A 4590-nucleotide genomic window follows, 5' to 3' on the forward strand; every position below is an offset into this window, starting at 1 on the left:
TGAATACGGTGAATTGCTTTTTGTACTGTATGGTTATAATCCTGCACGCCATAACTCACTCTTCTAAACCCTAGATCATATAGTACCTGTAAATGAGTCTTGGTTGTGTTATTGGGGTGCCCTTCAAAACTAAATTCATAGTTATCAGCTCTTTCCGCAAACCTAAATATTCCGTTAATTAATGTTTTAAGGTGTTCAGGAGAAAAGAATGTCGGGGTACCTCCTCCCAAATGTAATTCCTTAATTTTGGGTTTGGCATCAAAAAGTTCGCAATACAAACTCCATTCCCTTAATAAGGTATTTATATATGGTTTTTCTACTTCATGCCTTTTTGTGATGCGCTTATGACAACCGCAAAACGTACACATTTGTTCACAAAATGGCAAATGAATATAAAGACTAATACCTTCGGTGGCATTGCTTTCCTTAAAACTTTTCTTTATAGTAGCTTTCCACGCCTTACCGGAAAATGTATCCATATTCCAATAGGGTACTGTGGGATAACTGGTATAACGCGGACCGGGGATATTATATTTGCGTACTAAGTTGCACATTTAAAAAAGTGTTTTAACAAATTTATTCGAATTATGTTCAATATAATATGACATAAATCAGGTTTAGTTTTTGCTTAAATCTTAATTGAATTTACTATTTCCCGTATAAAAACTTATTTTTGCGGCCATAATAGCAGAACTATGACTCTTTTACTAATGGCAGCCGGAAGAGGCAGCCGATACGGAAAACTTAAGCAATTTGACGGTTTGGGGCCCAAAGATGAATTTCTCATGGAATTCAGTATATACGACGCTTTAGAAAATGGTTTTAATCATATAGTTGTAATTACTCAAAAGGATAATGTTGATTTTTTAAAGAATTACTTATCTCCAAAATTACCTGAGCATATTAAGATCGATGTTCTTTCTCAGGAGCTTACAGATCTTCCCGAAGGAACTGGATTTATTGGAGAAAGAAGTAAACCCTGGGGTACTGCGCATGCTGTTTGGACTGCCAGACATGTCATTAAAAATCCCTTTGCAATTATAAATGCAGACGACTACTATGGAAAAGGGGCATATAAAAATGCATCCCATTTCATCAAAACCAGAGAGAATAAAGATGCATATGGCTTGGTAGCATATACGCTTGAAGATACCCTTTCAGAATATGGATCCGTTTCCAGAGGAGTTTGCAAAAGGGATGGAAATAAACTGCATTCGGTGGTGGAACGCACAAAAATTCAAAAAGAGAACGGAGGACTCACTGATACAGATTCAGGACTGCATTTTAGTGGTGATGAATTGGTTAGTATGAACTTTTGGGTTTGTAACCCCTCTATTTTCGATCATATTGAACATGATCTGCGAATATTTCTGGGGAATGAGGAAAACATTGCCGAAGGCGAAGTATATATACCTTTTGTTATTCAGAAAATGTTAGAACAAAGTGAAGTAAGCGTTTCGGTAATTCCTTCAGATAGTAAATGGTTTGGAATAACTTATGCCGATGATAAAGAAAAAGCTATGAAGGAATTGAAAGACATGACAGATAGTGGAGAATACAGAACGCCACTATGGCCTGTTGAATCTCCGTAGACCGTATATCAGTGGATAGCAATGACCCCAACGCTGTTTTGCAATATTTTTCCATTGAGAGGAAGGACTATATAATACAGCAAATAAGTCAAGGGTATATCAACGACACATATGCTCTCCTGTTCGATGGTTTTCCTTGTTATATTTTGCAAAGACTTAATGCACAGGTCTTTAGCAATATTGACGTATTAATGCAGAATATCCATTGTGCACTTCCATATTTAAATGATAAAAACTACCACCAAATATCCCTGATTAGGACCATTGATGACAAGCCTTATTTGAAAATTAACAAAAGTGACTGCTGGCGCATGTTTACAATGGTTCCTGATAGTGTTGCCTTTAATACTGCGCAGGATGGGGTCATCGCCTTAGAAGCAGGCAAAATTATTGGCAAATTCCACTCCCTGCTACAAGAGGCTCCTCTCGATATCTTCAAGGACACCATATCCGGATTTCACGATCTTACATTTCGAGCCAAACAGTTTGAAGAAGCTTTAGGAAGTGCCACACCAGACAAATTAAAAGAAGCTGAAGAGGCTATTCTTTTTGCAAAAATGACCCTTGAGGAACTACGTTTCTATGACCCCGGGAACTTACCCCTTAGAATTTGTCATAATGATACTAAACTAAATAATATTCTTTTTGATAAAGAGGATAATCGAGCGCTATGCCTTATAGATCTTGATACTGTAATGTTAGGATATTTTCATTATGATTTTGGGGATGCCGTGCGTACTATAGTCAATACCGAGAGCGAAGACGAAAAAGATCTTAGTAAAATAACATTTAACAAAGAGCTCTTTGAGGCTTTTATTGATGGCCTGAGCAAGAACTCAGATTTCCTGACTAAAGCAGAAATTCAGCATTTGCCATTTGGCGTAAAATTAATGCCTTTTATACATGGCATCAGGGCATTAACAGATTATTTAAAGGGAAATGTCTATTATAAAGTGACATATGAAACCCAGAATCTTGATAGGTGTCTTAGCCTGTTTGCCTTTACTAAAAAAGCTGCTGAACATATGGATTACATGCAGGAAGTAATAATTAAGAAATTTTAAATCAAAGAGTTACTTAAAAGCGTTATGACCTGTTATATCCGCACCTGTAATTAGTAAATGAATATCGTGCGTGCCTTCATAGGTGATTACACTTTCCAGGTTCATCATATGACGCATGATACTATATTCTCCTGTTATTCCCATGCCCCCGAGAACCTGCCTCGCTTCCCGTGCAATTTTTATAGCCATTTCAACATTGTTCCGCTTAGCCATAGAAATTTGTGCAGTAGTAGCTCTCCCTTCATTTTTTAATTGTCCCAAGCGGAATGCCAAGAGTTGAGCCTTGGTTATTTCGGTAATCATCTCCGCTAATTTCTTTTGCTGCAATTGAGTTGCTGCGATGGGTTTTCCAAATTGGATTCGTTCCTTGGCATAGCGAAGTGCCGTATCATAACAATCCATAGCGGCTCCAATAGCACCCCACGCAATGCCGTATCGTGCAGAGTCCAGACAACCTAAAGGAGCTCCCAACCCATTTTTGCCAGGCAACAGGTTTTCTTTAGGAACTCTAACATTATCAAATATTAATTCACCGGTTGCAGAAGCCCTCAGGGACCATTTATTATGAGTTTCCGGAGTTGAAAATCCTTCCATTCCCCTTTCCACAATTAATCCGTGAATTCTACCGTTTTCATCTTTAGCCCAAACAACAGCAATATCTGCAAATGGGGAATTTGAGATCCAAAGCTTGGCTCCGTTTAATAAATAATGATCTCCTTTATCCTTAAAATTGGTTACCATACCACTGGGGTTAGATCCATGATCTGGTTCAGTAAGACCAAAACAACCCATATATTCTCCAGTAGCCAGTTTAGGTAAGTATTTTTTTCTTTGTTCTTCGGTTCCATATGCAAATATTGGATACATTACCAATGAAGATTGAACAGAAGCGGTAGAACGAACCCCACTGTCTCCACGTTCAATTTCTTGCATAATAAGTCCGTAACTGATTTGGTCCAGGCCGGCTCCGCCATACTCCACAGGAATATAAGGCCCAAAGGCCCCAATTTCTGCAAGTCCGCCTATAATTTGCTTAGGAAATTCCGCTTTTTGTGCAAATTCCTCTATTATTGGAGTGACATCGCGCTTTACCCATTGACGGGCCGCATCGCGCACTAATTTGTGTTCTTCACTTAAAAGCTCATCAAGGTTAAAGTAGTCTGGTGCTTCAAATAAGTCTGGCCTCATCTGTAAAATTTTTGTCAAAGGTAGTTAAAGGAATATAACAAACCAATGAAGAGAAAGGACATTTTATAACAGAAAATAGCTTTGAAATTAAGATTTATGAATTAATAAATTCAGCCAAAAGCCGGTGAAAATGATGCACTCCTTTTTCCCGTGATGGTGAAAATCTTCCTGCCTTATAAAAGTGGGAGCGTATACCCTTTTGAACTCCTTCAACCACAGCTTCATCTTCTATTTCTACCTTATCTAATTGCGAACCAGCCCCTTTATCCAATTTGGAAGTGTCGTAAACATAACTGTAAAAGGAAACTTTGGTTTTGTTCATTTCAAGAGGTTGGACTAAATTTACGGAAACACCCCAGGGATAAAAATTGAACATCATATTCGGAAACACCCAATAATAATATGCTGCTATTTTCTTTCCATAATCCGGATGATTTTCAGGAAGATCAAAGACCTCCTCGGTACCTTCGGCGTAGCCTATCTGTAAATTCATATGGTCATACAGAAGTGTATCATAGTTACCGTAATCTAAAACTGCATTTAGGCCCTCATGGACAAAAGGGATATGAAATCCTTCCAAATAATTATCACAGTAAAGCGCCCAATTTGCATCAATAAAATAGTCTTTGCCTCGCTTTTCATCCAGGACGAACTCCTGTAATGGTAAAAATCCCACTCTTTCATTCATGGCATCCAGTACTTTTTGTAGTTCAAATGCAGGGTTGAGTCCTACAAATAAAAAAGGG

The 4590-nt window shown here is 38.0% G+C and carries 5 protein-coding genes; 2 read left to right on the top strand and 3 right to left on the bottom strand.

The window, feature by feature from the left end; translation table 11 throughout:
* A partial coding sequence (locus WBN20_RS04475) for a radical SAM protein (protein WP_424280851.1) occupies window positions 1-554 on the bottom strand: 554 nt, incomplete at its 3' end.
* A 141-nt stretch (window positions 555-695) separates the two neighbouring features.
* On the opposite strand from WBN20_RS04475, the gene WBN20_RS04480 reads away from it, so the two are divergent.
* Together WBN20_RS04480 and WBN20_RS04485 are read left to right on the top strand one after the other, a co-directional pair.
* A complete protein-coding gene (locus WBN20_RS04480) occupies window positions 696-1592 on the top strand; it encodes a sugar phosphate nucleotidyltransferase (RefSeq protein ID WP_424280852.1) in 897 nt (298 codons plus the stop codon).
* Window positions 1593-1603: 11 nt separating this feature from the next.
* Window positions 1604-2656: a phosphotransferase enzyme family protein gene (locus tag WBN20_RS04485; RefSeq protein ID WP_424280853.1), complete on the top strand. Its 1053-nt coding sequence runs from the start codon at window positions 1604-1606 to the stop codon at window positions 2654-2656.
* Between the two features lie 9 nt (window positions 2657-2665).
* Here the strand turns inward: WBN20_RS04485 and WBN20_RS04490 are convergent, their stop codons facing one another.
* Complete coding sequence (locus WBN20_RS04490; RefSeq protein WP_424273923.1) at window positions 2666-3844, bottom strand: acyl-CoA dehydrogenase family protein; 1179 nt, start codon at window positions 3842-3844, stop codon at window positions 2666-2668.
* A gap of 94 nt (window positions 3845-3938) precedes the next feature.
* A partial coding sequence (locus WBN20_RS04495) for an SRPBCC family protein (protein WP_424280854.1) occupies window positions 3939-4590 on the bottom strand: 652 nt, incomplete at its 5' end.

This window comes from Eudoraea sp. (assembly GCF_049665975.1).
GTDB lineage: Bacteria > Bacteroidota > Bacteroidia > Flavobacteriales > Flavobacteriaceae > Eudoraea.

Excerpts from the sequence above, each read along its gene's own strand:
- WBN20_RS04490 (WP_424273923.1), bottom strand. The coding sequence starts at position 3,844 with ATGAGGCCAGACTTATTTGAAGCACCAGACTACTTTAACCTTGATGAG.
- WBN20_RS04480 (WP_424280852.1), top strand. The coding sequence starts at position 696 with ATGACTCTTTTACTAATGGCAGCCGGAAGAGGCAGCCGATACGGAAAA.